Genomic DNA, 16,706 nt, shown 5'->3' on the forward strand with positions numbered 1-16,706 from the left:
ACCTTCGGCGTTCACGGAGATCGAGATGAATTCTGCACTGACTGAAAACCAACGCCTGCTGGCCCTGCGCGAACAGCATGTACCGCGTGGTATCGCCACCGCCCACCCGGTGGTCGCGGCGCGCGCGCAGGGCGCCGAACTGTGGGATGTCGATGGCAAGCGTTACCTGGACTTCGTCGGCGGCATCGGCGTGCTCAACGTCGGCCATAACCATCCGAAGGTGGTCGAGGCAGTGCGTCGGCAGGTCGGCGAGATCTCCCATGCCAGCTTCCAGGTGGTGGCCTACGAAAACTACATTCAGGTCGCCGCGCGCCTGAACAAACTGATCGGCGGCGACGCCCACTACAAAAGCGTGCTGTTCACGTCCGGTGCCGAAGCCGTCGAAAACGCGGTGAAGATCGCCCGTGGCTACACCAATCGCACCGCGGTTATTTCCTTCCGCGGTGGCTTCCACGGCCGTACCCTGCTGGGCGTGACCCTGACCGGCATGAGCCAGCCCTACAAGCAGAACTTCGGCCCCTTCCCCGCCGAGATCTATCACGCCACCTACCCCAACGCCTATCGCGGCGTCAGCAGCGATGATGCGCTGGCCGAGCTGGACGAGCTGTTCGCCACCGACGTGGCGCCGGACCGTGTCGCCGCGATCATCATCGAACCGGTCCAGGGCGATGGCGGCTTCCTTGCGGCCCCCAAAGAATTCCTGCAAGCCCTGCGCGCCCGCTGCACCCAGCACGGCATCGTGCTGATCCTCGATGAGATCCAGGCGGGCTTCGGCCGTACCGGCACGATGTTCGGCTTCCAGCATGCCGACATCCAGCCCGACCTGGTGACCGTCGCCAAGAGCCTGGCCGGCGGCATGCCACTGTCTGGCGTGGTCGGTCGCGCCGAGATAATGGACGCACCGACGCCGGGCGGCCTGGGCGGCACCTATGGTGGCAACGCAGTAGCTTGTGCTGCGGCACTGGCCGTGCTGGACCTGTTCGAAGAGCAGGATCTGCTGGCACAGGGCGAGACACTGGCAGCCCAACTGCATGACGGGTTGCTGGCCTTGCAGAAACGTTACCCGAGAATCGGTGACGTGCGCGGCCTGGGCTTCATGCAGGCGATCGAAATGATCGCCGACGATGCCGCCCGTAGCCCCGATGCAGCACTGGCGCAAAAGGTCATCGATGAAGCCCGAAACGCCGGTTTGCTGGTGATCAAGTGCGGTGTACATCGCAACGTAGTGCGTTTCCTCGCGCCGCTGGTGACCACTCCAGAGCAAGTGGCAGAAGCCTTGCAGATGCTCGACAAAGCGTTGGCCGCCTGCTGAGTGCAGTAACGGTAACACCCGGCCCGACCTGTCCCGGCAGTGTCGGGCCCTGGGCTGAATCATGATGGAACCGGCATGGCCTACTCAGGAGCAAGTCATGAGAGTCACCCAATACAAGGCGTTGGGCTTGTCATTCAGCACGTTGGTTGACCGCGAACGGGGCATCCTCGAAGGCCTGCGACCGCTGGCAGTGCAAAGTGAATCCAGCGCCAGTGATGCGCAGCTACTCAGTACTTACCGACAGGTGGCGCAAGAGCTTGCCAGCCGTGCACCGCAGATCAGCGCAGCGGCTTTCCACGGCCAGCTCTACCATCGTGTGGCGCAACATTTGCAAACCATTCCGGGCTGGGATGAAAGTGTGGCATTCAGTAGCTCTTCATCCTGGTGGCCGATTTTCGAAGACGCCCCCGGTGCCCTCCAGTACCTGGGCAAGTTCTACCGTTTGATACTGATTGCCCCACCCCAGGGTATCGATGTACTTGCCCTGGCCCGTCGCTTGCCGGTCGAATTCGATGCGATCATTGAACCCAGCGACGAGGATTGGCACAACAGCCTGGAGAGCGAGTTGCATCGCCTGGGGCTGGAGCGATCGGAACTATTACCGGTGCGCAGCACGGAAAGCGATGACCCGTGGAACGAGCGGGTGGATTTTCCGGTTTGCACACTACGGCGCGGCCATGACCAGCCGTGGAACCATTCGCCTCAGGCAATGGACGGCAAGCGCTGTGAATACGCCAGCCTCGCTGACTTGGCCCATGCCCATCAAAAGGCATTGCACACCTGAGTACGACGGCCCTGATTTGACATTGCGAGGACTGATCAATGGACGCTGCAACCAAGCTCGACCGTATCGACATCAACATCCTGGTCCAATTGCAGAAGGACGGGCGCATGACCAACGTCAGCCTCGCCGAAGCCGTTGGACTGTCGCCCAGCCCTTGCCTGCAACGTGTCAAACGCCTGGAGGCCGCCGGGTACATCAGCGGCTATGAAGCCCACGTCAATCTGGCCAAGTTCGCCAACTCGGTGACCGTGTTCACCGAAATGACCCTCTCGGATCACAAGCGTGCCGACTTCGTGAAGTTCGAATCGAGCATCCGCAACATCGACGAAGTGCTCGAGTGCCACTTGATCAGCGGCGGCTACGACTACCTGGTGCGCTTCCTGTGCAGCAGCATCCAGCACTATCAGGAGCTGATGGAATCGATCCTCGACAAGGAAATCGGCATCGAGAAGTACTTCAGCTACATCGTGATCAAATCGCCGGTGGTCAAGAGCACCGTGCCGTTGCGCAGCCTGGTTCGGGCGGTCTAAAAAAACCTGCAGCGGTGCGGCTGGCCGTACCGTTGGCCAGCGCACCGCTGCAGGTCGGATGGATCCTGCCGGCCCTTTGCCGAACTCACGACAAGATGCAGAACACCTTGCGCACGGTCTCTTCGCTGACCCACGCATTGGTGGCGCCCTGGGGCACGATCACCGTTTCTCCCGCCCGCACATGATGGCTGTCGCCCTGTTCAGCCCGCAACGTCACCGAGCCTTCAAGGATAAACATCAGCTCGCTGTAACCCGGCTCGACCTGCTTGCGCGCGTACGCCTCGCATTGCCACAGCCCGACACGCAGGTTGCCGGCGCTGAACAGGGTTTCGCTCCAGGCCTTGGGCGTCGCGGTCAACAGCACACTGGCTGCCGGCGGACTCGCCGGTGCAAGCGCCTGGGACAGGTCGATCCTGATCGGAAGGCGGGGCATTTGCGTGGAGGCTGAAAGCCCCGGAAACACCATGAACAGCCGGCGCAATTGCCCGTGATGGTGCCAACGCACACGGAGTCCACGAGGCACGACGAAGCAATCCCCTGCCGTCAGTTGCAGGTCAAAACCCTCACCCTGCAAACGCAGTTCTCCGGCTTCAACCACACCCAGTTCAACCCAGGGAAACGCCTCGATCAACAGGTTCGCACCGGTGCTGACACTACTGCCTGCGGCATAGCCCTGCACGGGGTCGTGGAAGTTGATGACACGCCCGGCCGCCAGCGGATCGCCCTGCAGGGCGAATGCGGCGCAGGGCAATTGACGATCAGTGTAGGGGTGGGAGTAATGCAGAATCGGTGGCATACCTTAACGCTCGCTCATCGGCCGATGATGTCTAGAAATTGCTGCCAGCCCGCCGCCAGGCGAACGCCCGGCGCGCGGAAGGCATGCAGAGGAATGGGGTTGAAATGCTCGCCTGCGAGCAAACCGAGTTCGACCTTCTCGCCCGCCGTCATGGCGGCCAGTTGCTTGCCCATCCAGGTCGACATCGCGACCCCGCCACCGTTGTAGCCAATGGCGTAGTAGCTGCGTTCATCGAGCTGGCCGGCATGGGGAAGATAATCCAGGGTCATGGCCACCAGGCCCGACCAGCGATAAGCAATAGGCTGGTCGCGCAGGATCGGGAAAACGTCGCCCATGCTGCGCTGCAAAGCATCGAAGGCGCTTTGTGAATCGCCTTTGCCGAACGCTCCCCGCCCACCAAAAATCAAGCGATCACCGATAACGCGGAACCAGCGCAACATGCGCTTGGTGTCACCACACACCTGCCCACCCGGCATGATTGTGGCAAGGATGTGCGGTGGCAGTGACGCAGTGGCGATGATCGCGCTGCGGAAAGGAATCAAGCGTCGGTGCAGCGTATCGGTGGCGCGGGTCTGGTCGGAATAACCATTGGTAGCGTAGATCACTTGCTTGGCACTGACCCGCCCTTGCGGCGTCTGCACGATCACCCGGTCGCCTTCGCGACGGACCTGCTCGGCCGGGCTGTTGATGAACATTTTCACGCTATGGCCGGCCAAGTGGCGGGCCATGCCGCGCGCGTAGTTCAAAGGGTGGATACCGCCGGCCTTGGGGGTCAGCAGGCCGCCGGCGAAGATCGTCGAGCCGGTCATTTCCCGCACCTGGTCGGCCGAGATCATCCGTGATGACGTACCGCCGGTTTCACGCTTGATCCAGTTCGCGGTGGACTCCAGCGCGCCCAGCGCGTGGACATTGTGCGCCGCCGCGACGTGCCCGCCCAGATGCAGCTCGGCCCCGGTCAGGCCAAGGGTTTCAACCATCTCCACCAGGCTGTCCACCGCGGCATAACCGGTGTGGTACATCTGCAACGCAGTGTCACGACCAAAGCGCGCCATGAGCGTGGGAAAGCCCACCCGGAACTTCGGTGACACCACACCGCCGTTACGTCCGCTCGCGCCCCAGGCCAGGGTATTGGCTTCGACGATGAGGGGCTCGCGACCACTGCGGGCAATGTGATGGGCTGCCGAGAGGCCGGTGTAACCCGCACCAATGATCACCACGTCGCACTGCCGCTCGCCTTCCAGGGATTGCAGCGCAGGTGCCGGTTGGGCGGTGGCCGCCCATAAGCTCTGAACAGTCATGCCAGCCTCTCGACTCAATAAGGATTGGCGCTCACGGCCAAGGCCCAAGCGCCGAGGGGATCAACCCAGCTCTTTCTCGACCGCGTCGGCCAATTGCGCCAGCGAAGTGAAGTGGTAATGCGGCTCGGTGCGTTCCGACTCGAGGGTGCCGCCGGTGCCTTTCTGGGCAAAACGACGCTCGATCCAGCAGGTCTGATAACCCAGGCGCATGGCCACGCCGATGTCGTGGTACTGACTCTGGGCAACGTGCAGGATGTTCTCGAACAGAATGCCCTGGGTCGCCAGCACACCACGGGTGTAGGCAAAGAACTGCGGATCGGGTTTCTCGAAGCGCACATCGTCGACGGTGACCCGTACGTCGAACGGCTGGTCGAGGGTTTCGGCCATGTAGTTCAGCGCCCAGATCTGCGAGTTGGTGGTGGCCACCAGCTTGAAGTGCTTGCGCAGGCGCTTGAGCGCTTCGACAGAATCAGGGAAGGCCGGGAAGTTCTTCACCGCCTGCGCCAGGCCCTTGGCATAGTCGTCGTTGTCCGGCAGCCCCAACTTGGACGCGATGACGTGGTAGCAACGCTCCAGGTCATCCGGCCACCAGCCCGAATCAGTCGAGGCACGGGCCTCGCGATAAGCTTTGAGGATGTCGTCGTCGCTGCGGGCCTTGCCCGCTTCACCCGCGACTTCGCGTACATGGGCCAGGATTCCGGCTTCGAAATCGATCAGGGTACCGACAACGTCGAACGTCAGGGCTTTGAACTGCTTGAAAGACATAGGGCGCTCCGCAAGAAAAGTCGTAAGGGTGAAGCTGACTGGACAGGCCCATTATCTGCCCGCATTCTCGCGAAATATTTTGTTTTGCCCTACCCCTGAGGCATAACCTACTGTTTTTTTACTCGGCGTGCCGCACCTGTGCTCAATGGCTCGATTCCAGGACGGCAAGCAGCCCCAGATGAGGGTAAAGCGCGTCGATCCTGAGCATGTCCTCACGCATCTCCTCGATGATCCAGTCACGCACGCTTTCCACGATCGGGCGCACTGGACGATTGGCCGGAACGACCAGGCAGCAACGCCGGGAGTTGACCCGAAAAGAGTCCGTCGCCGGCACCAGCTCGCCTTTGCATAAGGAGTTCGACACCACGTTCAACCATCCCAGCGCCATGCCCTGGCCCAACAAGGCGGCCTGTACCACCACGGCATAATCGGAGAACACCAGCGCGTTGTCGGCGCGTCCCGGCGTTTCAAAAGCGGCGGCCCAGCCGCGGTCCTGGTTGTCCATGCTGATCAGCGTCGGCACCTGTTTTTTAGCCTTGCCCTGAACGACATCCGCCAGGTACTGGGCGTTGCACACAGGCAGGGTAATTTCTGGAATAACCAGTTTATCCGTGGCCTTCAGGCTGCCCGCATCGAGGTAACGCATGCCCAGATCGACGTCCACCAAGGGGCCGCCGATCCTACCGGACATCAATTGATAGCGCATGTCGACAGTGGGGAATCGCTGGCTGAAACGACTCATGCGCGGCATCAGCCAATGGGTGGTGAACGCCGTCGACACCGACAGCGTCACGGTCTCGATGCCCGTCGCCCGTGCCTCGATTTCACTGATTGCCGACTCGATGGTACTGAAGCCTTCCTGCACGCGGCGGTACAAAATGCTGCCGCTTTCCGTCAGCCTCGCCCCACCATGAACACGCTCGAAAAGCTGCACGCCAAGGTGCTCTTCCAGGCGCGACAACATGCGACTCACGGCCGGTTGGCTGACGCACAGCTCATCCGCCGCCCGAGTGAAGCTGCCACATCGAGCGGCCGCCTCGAAGACGAACAATGAGCTGGAACTGGGAACCTTGCGACGTAGATTAGACATGACCTGAGTTTATGCCTGGCACAACTATTAGTAAATTGTCCCGAACAAAATACCCCGCCTATTCTGGTGAGCGGCTGCGTAAGGCGACCCACGGATATTCGGCGCGGCACTCCTCTCCCTCACGAGACCCTTCCCTGCTATGAAAAACACCTTGAAGTTTTACATCGATGGCCGCTGGGTAGAGCCTCACAGCTTCGATCGCCTGCCCGTGATCAACCCTGCCACCGAGCAGGCATTCTGCGAAATCGCCATGGGAGACCTGAACGACGTCGAGTCTGCCGTCATGGCCGCCCGGCGCGCTTTTCCAGGGTTCTCGCGCACGTCACCCGCGCAGCGCAAACAACTGCTGCAACGGATTCTGGATGTCTTCATGGCGCGCTACGATGAAATCGCTGACGCCATCGTCCAGGAAGTCGGTGCCCCGAAAGCCTTGTCCCACGCCTGGCAAGCCGGGATCGGCAAACGTCACCTGGAGCAACTGCTGCGCACCCTCGACACGTTCGAGTTCCAGAAATCCCGTGGCACCACATTGATTACCCACGAGCCTGTGGGTGTGGTGGCGCTGATCACACCCTGGAACTGGCCGATCAATCAGATCGTCTGCAAGGTCGCGCCGGCCCTCGCCGCCGGCTGCACCATGGTCCTCAAGCCGAGTGAAATCGCACCGATCAATGCCTTGCTGTTCGCTGAGGTCATGCATGAGGCCGGCGTGCCGGCGGGCGTTTTCAACCTGATCAACGGCGACGGCCCGACGGTGGGTGCTGCCCTGTCTGCACACCCACACGTGGACATGGTTTCGTTTACCGGTTCGACCCGCGCAGGGACGGAAATCGCGCGCCTGGCCGCACCGACCGTCAAGCGTGTGCATCAGGAATTGGGCGGAAAATCGGCCAACATCTTGCTCGACGATGTCGACCTGCAAGCGGCAGTGACCAACGGCGTAGACAGTTGCTTTGGCAATAGCGGGCAATCCTGCAATGCGCCTACGCGCATGCTGGTGCCCGTCGCGCTGCACGACCAGGCCGTGGACATCGCCCGTCGCGCCGCGCAAAAACATATCGTTGGCGCGCCCGATGAGGACGCCACGACCATGGGCCCGGTGATCAGTCAACGCCAATACGACAGCATCCAGCGAATGCTTGCCATCGGCATCGACGAAGGTGCACAACTGGTGTGCGGCGGTCCAGGTCGCCCCGATCACCTGCCCCAGGGTTACTACGTACAGCCGACGATCTTCGCCCAGGTCACCCAGGATATGACCATCGCCCGCGAAGAAATTTTCGGACCGGTGCTGGTCATCCAGGCCTACGAGGATGAAGCGCACGCAGTCCGCATGGCTAACGACAGCGTGTTCGGGCTGGCGGCTTACGTTCAATCGACGGACCAGGCGCGGGCCCGCGACGTTGCCCTGCAGATGCGTGCCGGCAGTGTGTACATCAACTATCCGAGTTGGGATTCCGGCGCGCCGTTTGGTGGCTACAAGCAATCGGGCAACGGCCGTGAGTACGCCGAATGGGGGCTGGAGGCGTTTCTGGAAGTGAAGGGAATTGTCGGTTGGGGAGCTTGATGCCCCCGCCCTGACAGGCTCGCCGGCCAGGTGATGGCTACAGTCGAGCCGCCACCGTGGCCACACTGCCTGACATTTTCGCCTCAGTCTTGATCAGATCGGCCATGCGCTCGGTGATCATCAGGGTCGGGACGTTGGTATTGGCGCAGGGAATCGAAGGCATCAGCGAAGCGTCACACACCCGCAACCCGGCGACACCGATCACGCGGCCATCACCGGTGGTGACTGCCAGCGGATCATCGGCGCGCCCCATGCGGCAAGTGCCTGACGGGTGCCAGGTGCCACCGACATTGCGCTGCACGAACTCGGTCAGGGCCTGGTCATCGGCGAGCAGCTTTTTCAGGGTGACCCCCTGAGTCACCAGGCCCTGAATCAGCAAGCCCCGCAACGGCCCAGCGATATCCAGCAACACGCTCAAGGCGCCGCGTTGCAGTGCATTGAACCAGCCCGGCATTGCGACCCTGGCCACTCGTGGTGAGTAACTCGATGGAAACACCACACTGCATTCCCGGTTCAAGGCGGGCGCCGACAAGGTCTGGGCGCCGAAGCGCAATGCCTGCTTCAGACGTTCGAGGTCGCGGCCATCGCTGAGCATGTCGAAGCGTACGTGCGGTTCGTCATGGGGATCGCTGGATGTCAGGCGCAGATGACCACGGGAATAGGATTTGTTGACCCAGAAAAACATCGTGCCCAGTCGATAACCGATTGAATGCCAGCCTGATCGAGAAAGGATTGCGCCATGCATATCACACGGCACCGTGTCATCCAGCCCGGATGAAAAACGCACGATGGCCTGCTCATGGTGCTCTTCGGGAAACGCCGTGCGGCCTTCGCGATTGAGCAGCGCAGACACCGCAATCGAAGGATGCTCCATCAGGTTGGCCCCCACCCCTGGCCGGTCCACCACCGGGGCAATGCCCAGAGAAGCCAGGTCGTCCGCCGGACCAATCCCACTGCGTAGCAACACCGCAGGGCTGTGGATCGCACCGGCACAGACGATGACTTCACGCGCCCGCAAGGACTCGACGACGCCATGACTGTCGATAATCCTGGCGCCTGTCGCACGACCGGCCTCAATCAACACCCGATCCACCACGCAGCGGGTGCGCAGGTTCAGGTTCTGGCGTTTGCGCACCTCATCGGTCAGATAACACACCGACGTCGGGATTCGCTCGCCCTGCTCGCTGACGCCAATGGCACCCACGAACACGCCCTCCTCCCAGAGCCCATTCTGATCGGCCTTGTGCTCGAGGCCACGCCCGCCCAGGACCTTCATCACACCTTTGACGAAAGGCGAAAGGCGCTCCGATGGCGTACGCCGGATCCTGACCGGGCCGTCGCGGCCATGCAGCGCCTGGTCCTGCGGCCCGCAAAAGTCGGTGTCGTTTTCCAGCTTGCGAAAGTACGGCAGGCAGGTGTTCCAGCTCCAGCCTTCGGCCCCCAGCGCCTGCCATTCGTCATAGTCGGCGGGCGCACCACGGTTGGTCATCAGGGCGTTGATCGCCGAGCCCCCACCGAGGATCCGCGCCTGCTCATAGCGCCGGGTGGTACCGGCACGCTGGCCCATCAACGCGGTCAGGCGCTGCCAGATATTGCTGACATCCAGATAGGCGCGCCCCGGGTAACGGCTACGTATCTCGGCGGGCATCGTGTGCAGGGAAATATCGCGCCCCGCCTCGATCAGACACACCTGTTTGTCGGGGTCCTCCGAGAGCCGGGCGGCCAGCACGCAGCCGGCCGAACCACCGCCCAGAATCAAATAATCGATCATGCCGACACCTTACTGAACGAATTTGAGCCAGCGATCCTTGGCGGCAATCCCTTCAGCGGAGGCCCACCACTCTTCCGACATCAGCGCTTGCCTGGCCGCGTTATCCGGCGAGCTTGGCAGTTCCTTGGCCCGCTCGGGGGTAATTTTCCCCGTGGCGAACGCCGCCGGGTTACCTGGACCGTAGTCAATGTAGAGCGGCAGGTTGGCTTGCAATTCAGGCGATACCGCTTCGTTGAGGAACTTCACAGCCGCCGCATAGTTGGGGGCATTTTTCAGGATGCACAACTGGGTGTTTTGCAGCAGGCCGTCGTTGTAGGTGAAGGCCACGTCCGGATTACTCTTTTGCACGGCGCTGGCTCGACCGTTCCAGATCATCAGCATGTCGACTTCGCCATCGGCGAGCAATTGCGCCGACTGACCACCCGAGGTCCACCACACGGCAATGTTCGGCTTGATCTGCTCGAGACGCTTGTAGGCGCGGTCGACATCCAGCGGGTAAAGCTTGTCACGGGGCACGCCGTCAGACAGCAGCGCCGCCTCCAGGGTGCTCATCGGATCGTTACGCAAGGCACGCACGCCGGGGAAGTTCTTCACGTCCCAGAATTCGGCCCAGGTCTGCGGCACTTTCTTCAGGTTTTTCTTGTTGTAGCCAATGACCGACGAATAGAACTCGTAGGCCACCGAATATGGAGTGCGGTAGGCCGCCGGCATGTTCTGTACGTTCGGCAGCTTGCTCAGGTCCAGCGGTTCGATAAGCCCTTCCTTGCCACCGCGCAGGCAGTTGGAGGGTGGTGTATCGATCACATCCCAGACCGGTTTTTTCGCTTCGCCCTGGGCCTTGACCATCGGCCAGGCGTCGGGGGCGCTGTCCTGCTTGATGGTAATGTTCAGCAGTTTGGCTGCCGGATCCAGAATGGCCTTCGTCTGGGCCTCCTGGTAAGCACCGCCTTGGGAGACAAAGGTGATTTCCGCGGCCACGGCGGGCATCGCGCACGCCACCGAAAGACTCAACAGGGAAATGACGGAACCGAACGCTTGAGCAACAGACAAGGTTTTCATGGCAAATCATCCTGGACGTAGATTAATTCGGCAGCGTTAAAACCTCGACTGAACACCCTGCACCCACGTGCTTTGCTCAGGTTTGATTTTATTGTTCGACCGAGCGGGACATTTCGACGTTACAAGAGCATGACAGCAGAGGGCAATGCACGAATAGTCAGAGATGTCATAACCTCAGATCATGCTTATTTCTACAGGCACCTGCCCTCGTTCGCGCGGGCCACTCGCCTACTTGAGCGCCGCGAACGGCAAGCGTCTGGCCAGCTCCTGCGCGAGGTAACGGGCGAACACCGAGATGCGTTGCGGAGTATGCCGGCGATGCTGATAGACCACGAAGATATCGGCCCTGGGCGCCTGGTAATCGCTCAGAACCGCCCGCAGGCGCCCGCTTTCAAGGTGATCCTGAACATTCCAGCGAGAACGCAGGATCAGTCCATGCCCGTCCAGGGCCAGGCGTAACGCAACTTCTCCATCGTTGCTCGACAGCGTTCCGCTGACCTTGTGCGAGTAATCCTGGCCATCCTTGCTGAAACGCCAGATCGCGTAATCACTGCCGAACTGACGCAGCACGATGCAGTTATGCCGGACCAGATCCTCCACCCCTGACAGAGCAGGCATAGCTTCAAGGTATTGCGGGGAAGCACAGAGAATGCGCGGGTTTTCCAGCAGGCGCATAGCGATCAGTCGCGAATCGGGTGGCTCGCCCATGCACACGCTCATGTCGAACTGGTCATCCAGCAAGCTCGAAGGCTGGCTGGACAACTCCAGGGAAAGCTCCAACTCCGGGTGCAATCGGGCAAAGCTGGAGACCACCGGTGCCAGGTGTTGTCGACCGAAACCCAGGGTGCCGTTGATCCGCAAGCGTCCCTGCAACGTCGGCTGTCGGCGATTGAGCGCACTCTCCAGCTCTTCCAGTTGCCGCAGGATCGGCCGTCCTCCTTCCAGGTACAAGGTCCCTTCCGGAGTCAGCGACAGTCGTCGGGTGGTGCGCTGCAGCAACTGCACGCCCAGACGCGCTTCAAGCTGGCTCAAGCGTTTGCTCACCGCTGGCAACGACAGGCCGAGGTGCCGCGCCACTTCGGTGAGACTGCCGCGTGTCGCCACCTGCTGGAAGAAACTCAAGTCATCGATCATCGCCATGATTCTTTCCTTAAAACTAAGAATGGCTTTCGCTCAAGGCTAATTATTAATACAGGGCCACTGCATACACTGGCAATCAGTCCACATCAATCCCAGGAGTCGAACCCATGAGCAAAGCCCAGTACAAAATCGCGGTGATCCCCGGCGACGGCATCGGCAAGGAAGTCATGCCCGAAGGCGTGCGCGTACTCGACGCCGTGGCGACCAAACACGACCTGGAACTGCAATGGGACTGGTTCGATTTCGCCAGCGCCGATTACTACCTGGCCCACGGCAAAATGATGCCCGACGACTGGTTCGACATTCTCAAAGACTACGACGCGATCTATTTCGGTGCGGTGGGCTGGCCAGACGTCGTGCCTGATCACATTTCCCTGTGGGATTCGCTGCTGCAGTTCCGTCGTGAGTTCGACCAATACGTCAACCTGCGCCCGTGCCGCCTGATGCCGGGGGTAAAGGCGCCGCTGGCCAATCGCGCGCCCGGCGACATCGACTTCTGGGTCGTACGGGAAAACACCGAAGGCGAATACTCCAGCGTCGGCGGCAAGATGTTTCCCGGCACCGACCGGGAAATCGTCTTACAGGAGACCGTCATGACCCGCGTCGGCGTCGACCGCATTCTCAAGTTCGCCTACGACCTGGCCCTGAGCCGCCCGAAGAAACACCTCACCTCCGCCACCAAGTCCAACGGCATCGCGATCACCATGCCGTACTGGGATGAGCGCGTCGTCGAGATGGGCAAGAAATTTCCTGAGGTAAAGGTCGACAAGTACCACATCGACATCCTCACCGCGAACTTCGTCCTGCATCCGGACTGGTTCGATGTGGTGGTCGCCAGCAATCTGTTCGGTGACATCCTTTCCGATCTCGGCCCCGCCTGCACAGGCACCATCGGTATCGCGCCGTCAGCCAACATCAACCCGGAGCGTAACTTCCCGAGCCTGTTCGAGCCGGTGCACGGCTCAGCGCCGGACATCGCCGGCAAAGGCATCGCCAACCCGATCGGACAGATCTGGTGTGGCGCGATGATGCTCGAACATCTGGGCCACCCGCAGGCGGGCGCAGCGGTGCTGGCTGCCATCGAAACCGTACTGGCGATGGGGCCGGATAATGCACCATTGACGGCCGATATTGGCGGCAAGGGCAACACCGAAGCCTTGGGCAAGGCCATCGCCGCTGCGGTCTGAACCGGCAAATAACGCGCAATCTTCCGTTCACGGCCCGTGATACGGGAGATTGTTGCGTGTGACTTTGGCATCGTCTGAACACCTTGCCAGCGCTTGCGAGAGACACCATGACCCTGCTATTCAAAGTCGACGAGGCCCGTGGCCGCGCCTGGAAATCGCTGTTCGAAACACACGCGCCGGACATCGACGTGCGCTTCTGGCCGGACATTGGCGACCCGTCGCAAGTACGCTACTTTGCCGCCTGGCAACCGCCACGACAGCTGCATGAACGCTTCCCGAACCTGCAAGTGATCTTCGCCACCTCGGCGGGAGTCGATCAATTCGACCTCGGCGAGCTGCCAGAGCCTATCAAGGTCGTCCGCATGCTCGACCCCGGCATTGCCCAAGGCATCGTCGAGTACGCCTGCTTCGCCGTGTTGAGCCTGCACCGACAGATCCCTCTGTACCTGCATCAACAACAGGCCGGGCGCTGGCAAGACCACTTCCTGACCCCGGCAGCGCAACGTCGGATCGGCGTCATGGGCCTGGGTAATCTGGGCGTTGCGGTGCTGCAGAGCCTGCGTGCGTTCAACTTCCAGTTGCATGGCTGGGCGCGCTCGCAGAAGAGTATCGACGGTGTGCAATGCCATGCCGGCGACGACCAGCTCGAGTCCTTTCTCAGCCAGTGCGACATTCTGATCTGCCTACTGCCACTGACCGACGACACTCGCGACATACTAAACGCGAGGACGCTGGCCGCACTGCCAAAGGGTGCCAGCCTGATCAACCTGGGCCGGGGCGGTCATCTCAAGGAAGACGATCTACTTCAAGCGCTGGATAGCGGACAACTGAGCCACGCCATTCTCGACGTGCTCAACGAAGAACCGCCGTCGCCGGATCATCGGTTCTGGCAGCACCCACATGTCTGGCTGACGCCGCACGTTGGCGCAATGACGGCACCGCAGAGCGCGTTCGAGGTATTGCTGGCCAATATCAGGCGTCATCAGGTCGGCAAGCCCATGCAAGGCTTGATCAAGCGCGATCATGGCTACTGAGGCTCCGCACAGTACGTCCGGCCAAGTCACCTTCTGAACTCCAGCACTAAGGCCGACGGTGTCCGCGAGCGGCTCCAGTGATCCGCATCGATGCCATTTGGCTCGCCACCGAGCCGATGGAAATGCGCGCCGACACCCACCCAAGGCTCGTCAAGCATGCTATTGCGCGATACCTCCTAGCGGAAACGCTGATTGGTTCGCCAGTCCGTTCTGGTTATATATTTTATTGCTGAATAAAGTAACGCCCGAACATCGCGCATAACAAATATGCATTAAATATTCAGGACACTACATTCATTTAAAATCAGTCCAATAAACGCGAGAGCTCTCATGATTAAAATGCTAGCCGCCGTACGCCGAAAACCTGGAATGACCCATGCTGAGTTTTTGGAATATATAGAGCATCAGCACGGAAAAATCGCTCGAGCCAAACCATTGAGTGTCAAACGATACGTACAAAACCATATCATCGACGGCGCGTTCGGAATAGACTCCGATGTGACCTATACAAGAAATTTTCACCGAGACTCCATCACGGAGTTATTTTTTGATGATATGCCCGGTTTGATTCACACGTTCAGCGATCCCTATACCCAACAAACCGTAGGGCCTGATGCAAAAAACTTCGCGGACCTGTCTAACCAGGCCGCTCAGTTGATGGATGAAGTCGAAACCGTCCCTGCAAGTGCAGGGTCCCTCCACAGCAAAGTGATGATTTTTTTGAAAAAGAATCCAACGGTGTCTTTGGATTCGTTTTTCAGCGCATGGGATTCGGCGCACGAGGCAATCATCAGCCGACACCCAGACTTTCAAAGTGCACTCCGCCGACATGTTCGTTCCAGATACCTGCCCGAAGGTGACAGGGTAACCGCCTATTTCGGACCCGACATAACGGTATATGAAGGCGCTTGCAGCATGTGGTTTGAAAATGAAAGCGCTCTTTCCAGTTTTCGTCAGTATCAGCGCGCACTGTTCCAACAGCTTTCTGACGAAGGGATTGTGGTGTCAGCGGAGTCTTTTTTCGTATATGTCAAAGAGGTGGTGATTATGGGCCTGAACCGGTAAACACTTAATCAACCGAACTGTGCTCAACCGCGCGTCAACGCGGACTCAAGCCGCTGAGTCCGCGTCCTGTGCCGCACACCCAAGACATGAGTGATGGGCACCAGAACAGCGACTCATTTATCAGATGGGCTCGGCCAACATCGCAGTAGACTCGCGCATGATCTGAGCATGCTCGTCCTTGTCACCCCCACTTTTTTCTATCTCGCACAGCCGCGCGGAGTTTTCGACCACGAGCTGGCAACGCTCCCAACGCCGCGCTTCGAACCGGTTCAGGGCAGTCTGTAGATCGGCGCTGGCGAGCAACTCTTCGGCGAGCACGATGGCGCTCTCAATACCAATTCCAGCCCCGGAAGCCAGATGTGGCGTGGTGGCATGCACCGTGTCCCCAATCATCACCATGCGGCCTTTATGCCAGGGCAACGGCACCAATAGATTGGCCAGCGGACGATAGTCGATATTGGCGCCCGGCTCATACAATTGAGGCACCAGCGCCTGCAGGATCGGGGCGGGGAACTCACCCAGCAGCCGCGCCATTTCACCTGGCCAACTGGCCGGATCGATCCACTCGGAAAACTCGCGGCTTTCCATGAGGAACATGTACATGTGCGTTTCGGAAATCGGATTGACGCCAACCTTGGTGCGTCCGAGCCAGTGACTGGGCCGCACGATTTCCGGCGGACGCCTCAGTACAGCACGCCAGACACTCTGGTGAATGGGTTTCGGCGCAGGCGCTTCGGGGAAAAACGCCTTTCGTATCTGCGAATGCACACCATCGGCGGCAATGACCAGGTCATAGCGCCCAGAGGTGCCGTCGGTGAAAGACACTTCAAGGTCATCCGCGTGCTCGATGATGCCGTCGAACGTGATGCCGAGGCGCACATGGGTGCCTACTGCCCGTGTCTTGTCGGCAAAAATACGAGCCAGCACCGGGCGCAGAATGCCGCCGCCACAAGGAATCGCTTTATCACTGAGCGGAGGTCGAAGCGCCAACTGCACAATCAGGTCGCCTGCCGGTGAAAACACATCGAAATTGGTCGACAGATACCCTTCCGCGGCCACCTGTTCAAGAATCCCAACGGTATCAAGCGCTCGTAGCGTGGGCCCACTCAGGGTAATTCCCGCCCCTAGAGGGCACCACAAAGGATCTATTTCGACCAGGTCAACTTCCACACCCTGGCGGGCGAGCTGGATAGCCGCGGTCATACCGGAGAACCCTCCTCCGATCACCAGGACCTTATTGACTGCTGCAATCATCACGCTCTCCTAATTATTCTTATTCACCCGGCTGACAGTGCATGGCACACCGAC

Annotated in this window: 15 protein-coding genes; 7 read left to right on the forward strand and 8 right to left on the reverse strand. The window is 60.3% G+C overall.

Annotated elements, in window-relative coordinates:
* Window positions 1-25: 25 nt before the first annotated feature.
* From gabT to AC1Q6I_RS15845, 3 genes are all read left to right on the forward strand, one after another.
* Window positions 26-1,312 (forward strand): 4-aminobutyrate--2-oxoglutarate transaminase, encoded by a 1,287-nt coding sequence (gabT, locus tag AC1Q6I_RS15835; protein ID WP_024074580.1) that lies wholly within the window; start codon window positions 26-28, stop codon window positions 1,310-1,312.
* Window positions 1,313-1,409: 97 nt separating this feature from the next.
* Window positions 1,410-2,096, forward strand: a complete 687-nt coding sequence (locus AC1Q6I_RS15840) for a hypothetical protein (RefSeq protein WP_024074579.1) — start codon at window positions 1,410-1,412, stop codon at window positions 2,094-2,096.
* Between the two features lie 38 nt (window positions 2,097-2,134).
* The gene (locus AC1Q6I_RS15845) at window positions 2,135-2,626 is read left to right on the forward strand and encodes an Lrp/AsnC family transcriptional regulator (protein ID WP_024074578.1); all 492 of its coding nucleotides are present in this window, start codon (window positions 2,135-2,137) and stop codon (window positions 2,624-2,626) included.
* An 85-nt stretch (window positions 2,627-2,711) separates the two neighbouring features.
* On the opposite strand, the gene AC1Q6I_RS15850 is transcribed toward AC1Q6I_RS15845, so the two are convergent.
* The 4 genes from AC1Q6I_RS15850 to AC1Q6I_RS15865 form a co-directional block, all read right to left on the reverse strand.
* On the reverse strand, window positions 2,712-3,422 hold the full coding sequence (locus tag AC1Q6I_RS15850; protein WP_024074576.1) for a cupin domain-containing protein: 711 nt from the start codon (window positions 3,420-3,422) through the stop codon (window positions 2,712-2,714).
* Between the two features lie 14 nt (window positions 3,423-3,436).
* Window positions 3,437-4,720, reverse strand: coding sequence for an NAD(P)/FAD-dependent oxidoreductase (locus AC1Q6I_RS15855; protein WP_173903806.1), 1,284 nt, complete (start codon window positions 4,718-4,720; stop codon window positions 3,437-3,439).
* A 60-nt stretch (window positions 4,721-4,780) separates the two neighbouring features.
* A complete protein-coding gene (locus AC1Q6I_RS15860) occupies window positions 4,781-5,485 on the reverse strand; it encodes an HAD-IA family hydrolase (RefSeq protein ID WP_024074574.1) in 705 nt (234 codons plus the stop codon).
* A 142-nt stretch (window positions 5,486-5,627) separates the two neighbouring features.
* On the reverse strand, window positions 5,628-6,575 hold the full coding sequence (locus tag AC1Q6I_RS15865) for a LysR family transcriptional regulator (protein ID WP_102623761.1): 948 nt from the start codon (window positions 6,573-6,575) through the stop codon (window positions 5,628-5,630).
* A gap of 139 nt (window positions 6,576-6,714) precedes the next feature.
* Here AC1Q6I_RS15865 and AC1Q6I_RS15870 point away from each other — a divergent pair, with 139 nt between their 5' ends.
* Window positions 6,715-8,142, forward strand: coding sequence for an aldehyde dehydrogenase family protein (locus AC1Q6I_RS15870; protein WP_102623760.1), 1,428 nt, complete (start codon window positions 6,715-6,717; stop codon window positions 8,140-8,142).
* Window positions 8,143-8,179: 37 nt separating this feature from the next.
* Here the strand turns inward: AC1Q6I_RS15870 and AC1Q6I_RS15875 are convergent, their stop codons facing one another.
* The 3 genes from AC1Q6I_RS15875 to AC1Q6I_RS15885 form a co-directional block, all read right to left on the reverse strand.
* Complete coding sequence (locus AC1Q6I_RS15875) at window positions 8,180-9,913, reverse strand: GMC family oxidoreductase (protein ID WP_102623759.1); 1,734 nt, start codon at window positions 9,911-9,913, stop codon at window positions 8,180-8,182.
* Between the two features lie 9 nt (window positions 9,914-9,922).
* Entirely contained in the window at window positions 9,923-10,972 is a 1,050-nt protein-coding gene (locus AC1Q6I_RS15880) for an ABC transporter substrate-binding protein (protein ID WP_024074570.1), read from the reverse strand.
* Between the two features lie 228 nt (window positions 10,973-11,200).
* Complete coding sequence (locus AC1Q6I_RS15885) at window positions 11,201-12,112, reverse strand: LysR family transcriptional regulator (protein ID WP_069076199.1); 912 nt, start codon at window positions 12,110-12,112, stop codon at window positions 11,201-11,203.
* 107 nt (window positions 12,113-12,219) lie between these two features.
* Between AC1Q6I_RS15885 and AC1Q6I_RS15890 the strand changes: the two genes are divergently transcribed.
* The 3 genes from AC1Q6I_RS15890 to AC1Q6I_RS15900 all read left to right on the forward strand — a co-directional run bounded on the left by AC1Q6I_RS15890 (window position 12,220) and on the right by AC1Q6I_RS15900 (window position 15,398).
* Window positions 12,220-13,299, forward strand: a complete 1,080-nt coding sequence (locus tag AC1Q6I_RS15890; protein WP_069076200.1) for a tartrate dehydrogenase — start codon at window positions 12,220-12,222, stop codon at window positions 13,297-13,299.
* A 107-nt stretch (window positions 13,300-13,406) separates the two neighbouring features.
* A complete protein-coding gene (locus tag AC1Q6I_RS15895; protein ID WP_024074567.1) occupies window positions 13,407-14,333 on the forward strand; it encodes a 2-hydroxyacid dehydrogenase in 927 nt (308 codons plus the stop codon).
* A 330-nt stretch (window positions 14,334-14,663) separates the two neighbouring features.
* Entirely contained in the window at window positions 14,664-15,398 is a 735-nt protein-coding gene (locus AC1Q6I_RS15900) for an EthD domain-containing protein (protein ID WP_102623758.1), read from the forward strand.
* A gap of 120 nt (window positions 15,399-15,518) precedes the next feature.
* Here AC1Q6I_RS15900 and AC1Q6I_RS15905 read toward each other — a convergent pair whose 3' ends face one another.
* Window positions 15,519-16,652 carry an FAD-dependent oxidoreductase gene (locus AC1Q6I_RS15905; protein ID WP_102623757.1) on the reverse strand — a complete coding sequence of 378 codons (1,134 nt, stop codon included), beginning with the start codon at window positions 16,650-16,652 and terminating at the stop codon, window positions 15,519-15,521.
* Window positions 16,653-16,706 lie beyond the last annotated feature (54 nt).

The organism is Pseudomonas sp. MPR-R2A5, assembly GCF_058793055.1.

Excerpts from the sequence above, each read along its gene's own strand:
- AC1Q6I_RS15855 (WP_173903806.1), bottom strand. The coding sequence starts at position 4,720 with ATGACTGTTCAGAGCTTATGGGCGGCCACCGCCCAACCGGCACCTGCG.
- AC1Q6I_RS15885 (WP_069076199.1), bottom strand. The coding sequence starts at position 12,112 with ATGGCGATGATCGATGACTTGAGTTTCTTCCAGCAGGTGGCGACACGC.
- AC1Q6I_RS15840 (WP_024074579.1), top strand. The coding sequence starts at position 1,410 with ATGAGAGTCACCCAATACAAGGCGTTGGGCTTGTCATTCAGCACGTTG.
- AC1Q6I_RS15845 (WP_024074578.1), top strand. The coding sequence starts at position 2,135 with ATGGACGCTGCAACCAAGCTCGACCGTATCGACATCAACATCCTGGTC.
- AC1Q6I_RS15870 (WP_102623760.1), top strand. The coding sequence starts at position 6,715 with ATGAAAAACACCTTGAAGTTTTACATCGATGGCCGCTGGGTAGAGCCT.
- AC1Q6I_RS15905 (WP_102623757.1), bottom strand. The coding sequence starts at position 16,652 with ATGATTGCAGCAGTCAATAAGGTCCTGGTGATCGGAGGAGGGTTCTCC.
- AC1Q6I_RS15850 (WP_024074576.1), bottom strand. The coding sequence starts at position 3,422 with ATGCCACCGATTCTGCATTACTCCCACCCCTACACTGATCGTCAATTG.
- AC1Q6I_RS15880 (WP_024074570.1), bottom strand. The coding sequence starts at position 10,972 with ATGAAAACCTTGTCTGTTGCTCAAGCGTTCGGTTCCGTCATTTCCCTG.
- AC1Q6I_RS15860 (WP_024074574.1), bottom strand. The coding sequence starts at position 5,485 with ATGTCTTTCAAGCAGTTCAAAGCCCTGACGTTCGACGTTGTCGGTACC.
- AC1Q6I_RS15875 (WP_102623759.1), bottom strand. The coding sequence starts at position 9,913 with ATGATCGATTATTTGATTCTGGGCGGTGGTTCGGCCGGCTGCGTGCTG.
- AC1Q6I_RS15900 (WP_102623758.1), top strand. The coding sequence starts at position 14,664 with ATGATTAAAATGCTAGCCGCCGTACGCCGAAAACCTGGAATGACCCAT.
- AC1Q6I_RS15895 (WP_024074567.1), top strand. The coding sequence starts at position 13,407 with ATGACCCTGCTATTCAAAGTCGACGAGGCCCGTGGCCGCGCCTGGAAA.
- AC1Q6I_RS15865 (WP_102623761.1), bottom strand. The coding sequence starts at position 6,575 with ATGTCTAATCTACGTCGCAAGGTTCCCAGTTCCAGCTCATTGTTCGTC.
- AC1Q6I_RS15890 (WP_069076200.1), top strand. The coding sequence starts at position 12,220 with ATGAGCAAAGCCCAGTACAAAATCGCGGTGATCCCCGGCGACGGCATC.
- gabT (WP_024074580.1), top strand. The coding sequence starts at position 26 with ATGAATTCTGCACTGACTGAAAACCAACGCCTGCTGGCCCTGCGCGAA.